Annotated in this window: 1 protein-coding gene and 1 pseudogene; one reads left to right on the top strand and one right to left on the bottom strand. The window is 37.4% G+C overall.

Annotated elements, in window-relative coordinates; translation table 11 throughout:
• Nucleotides 1–348 precede the first annotated feature (348 nt).
• Nucleotides 349–1086 (bottom strand): annotated as a pseudogene (locus P20652_RS21225) (transposase); the annotation flags it as partial.
• Between the two features lie 298 nt (nt 1087–1384).
• Between P20652_RS21225 and P20652_RS19325 the strand changes: the two are divergent.
• Nucleotides 1385–2859, top strand: a 1475-nt coding sequence (locus P20652_RS19325; protein ID WP_033018248.1) for a TerD family protein, incomplete at its 3' end; no start/stop codon positions are given.

The raw sequence follows: 2859 nt of genomic DNA, 5'->3' as shown, positions 1-2859 counted from the left end.
GGGATTAAGGGTACTTGAGTGGCTTTTATTTAGGGTAAAAGGGCTTACCCTTCTTAATCCATCGTGTTTTGCAGCTTTTCTATATTATGAAAAAGACAATACAGTTGCCATTGCGCATTCATTAAATTAGACAGCCATTAAATTAGACAGCCACTCCAATTGTAAACTAATCTAGCGCCACTAAATTTACTTTTTTGGGCTAAGAGTTCACCTCTTTTTATATCTTTACTCGCGCGTTACACATTAAATAAGCAATTATCACTGTTAAACCTAAATTACACGCATGAAAATGACTGCATAATGCAGTTGTGATTTATTACTGAATAGTTTTACTGAGTAGTTTAAGTTTTATGCCAGTAGCTTTTCGCAGTTACTGATATTCGCTCGCCGCTTTCGGTTTAAGTTTTCACAATAACCTTCTTGTGAGGCTAGCCTGCCGACTGCACCATGAAATACACGCGTAAATTGTGTGGTGAGCTTTAACCAGTTTTCTGGGGAGATATTAACTCTTTCGAGTAAGGGTAAGTGTGTACTTTCAATATAACCGCGTTTGTCTTCTCGTATACAGCGCCCTTTTAGCTCAACAAGTTCAAGGTACGATTTAAGCTCAAACGGCAGCCCTTTTGGCATAATTTGACGTGGCATGCCTGCAAAACGCAGTAGTTGTTTTGGTTGCTTGCCATCCTTTGCATACGTTAAACGCTGTTTGATGCTGGTATGGTCTGACTCTTCTGGGGTGTTAGCCATTTTGGCTCTAATGGGGTTTAAATCGAAATATGCCATGCAGGCCGCAAGGGCTGCTTCATCTAATAATGCTTGAGACGTAAATCGTCCCTCCAACAAAGTTGTATGGAACAACTTTGAGCGCCTTAGGCGACCCGAAGGTTGAGCGCCATGGATGGCAGCGAATAAAAACGGCCAGTGCAGTTATCTTCTTTATTTGCTCTGCGAGCAATGTTTTCATTTAACAACCGCATAAACCAGCTAATACTTGATAGGCGCGCGGTATTGTTTTACTGTTTAATTAAAAAAGATAAGTTCAGCTTTACTTAGCTTTTCACCCTGTATGTATTCTTGCGTAAGCAAAAAATAGGATGGTGTCACTATTATTGCCACTTGGCGAGAATTAAGCATTTAAAAATTATTTTTTACCCCCATTACTATTAAAATATTAGAAGTTGTTTTATTGGTAAGGGGTCTGTCTCCAGTCGTGAGTTTTGTGTTAGCAATAGTGCAGTAGTCGCGATAAATAGTTAAGTGTTTATAAGCGTTAAACATTCAAATAATTAGTATTGATTTTATTAAATCTGTCATCTACTTAGGTTAATAACAAATAGCTGCCAAGTGGGTGTGAGTTTCATTTATTTATTGAAAGAAGTGATTTATGGCATTAGTGGTTGGTCAAAACATCTTAATTGAAAAGATTGGTTGTGTTGAAGTTGATTTTGCATGGCGTAGCTTGAAAAGTGACTTGAATTTGGCGATTCATGCCGTCGCTTTCTCTAATGGTGCTGTGCTTGCAGAGTCCCCTGTTGATCCCAAAAAGTGGACACAGCCTGATGCCGTAAATCAAGATAATTCTGGACGACATTTTACCATTCAGTTTCCACAACTTGCTTCAAAGGTTGATAGAATTGCTTTTTATGGTTTTTTACCTGAAAACAGTCATTATTCTTTAAAACAGATGAGCCATTTTCAAATTAGAGTTAACGATTTATCCCTCGGGCGATTAGCCAAAATGGATGTGCAAGCGTTTAATGAGACACATAAAGGTGTGTTGCTTTTTGAGTTTTATAAACATAACAACATGTGGAAGTTAGGCTATAAAAGTTTACCTTTGAAGACCAGTTATTTAACGACTTTAACCCAGTTAGGGATCCATTTTATTAAGTCGGCTGCGTCTGGAGACTCAAAAGCTGCATCAATGCCTCAGCATGAAGAAAGTGAAGTAGAAACGGTGACTCATCCATTAAATAATAGTTTTATTGATAATTTTGAATTAAAAAAAGGTCAGAACTTATCACTAAGCGAGCACTTTAATCACTGCTCTGCGATCACCTGTAAACTTAATGTCGTGCCTAAAATTGATGATTTAGCATTAAATGTGGTCGCCATCAATTGCGATAATAAAGTCAATAATATTAAAGATTTTTTATATAACGAAAATACAATATTACGTGGAGAGGGGGTTAAACTCGATGATTCGGAGATTTCGATTAATATTGACCTCTTGCCATCAGACGTCACTAAAATTCAAATTTTAGTGACCAGACGAGCTAGCAGTAAGCGTATTAATAGTGCTGACTTTATTGAGTTGAGCTTGAGCAATACCTACACTGAACAGAAAATGGCAAAATATGTCTGCGAAACGACTGATAAAAATTATAATACGATGGTGTTGTTAAACTTTTATCGTCATCACAAAGGTTGGTCAATTCGAGCTGTTGGGCAAGGTTTTTCAACTGGTTTAGAGAAAATCGGAGAGCGTTATCAATTTTCACCCCCTAAATTACGTTATGTCCCTCCTCAAGCACCATTATCATCCATTTCATTAGAGCAAGAAATTGCAGCTTTTGAAGAAGAGAATAAAACGGCAGTAGATAAGCATAAAAAAATGCAGTCTTTATCTTATATGTTGATGGGGATAGCAGCATTACTTGTGCTGTTAACGTTTAGCCGTTTATTGTTTTTACCGCTTGCATGTTTATTAGGTGGGCTCGGATGGTATTTATTCCAGCGTGCTTCTAAAGCATTAGAGGCGATTCAAGATGAACGTTTTGAACGTTTAGTTTTAAATATGATCAAAGGCAATAACTATCAACTAACCCCCTTTGATATTGCGACTCACTGTCGAGTTAA

Source organism: Pseudoalteromonas sp. BSi20652 (assembly GCF_000239855.1).
Classification (GTDB): Bacteria; Pseudomonadota; Gammaproteobacteria; order Enterobacterales; family Alteromonadaceae; genus Pseudoalteromonas.
The sequence above is the reverse complement of the archived record's forward strand: the minus strand, read 5'-3'. Positions and strand labels throughout refer to the sequence as shown.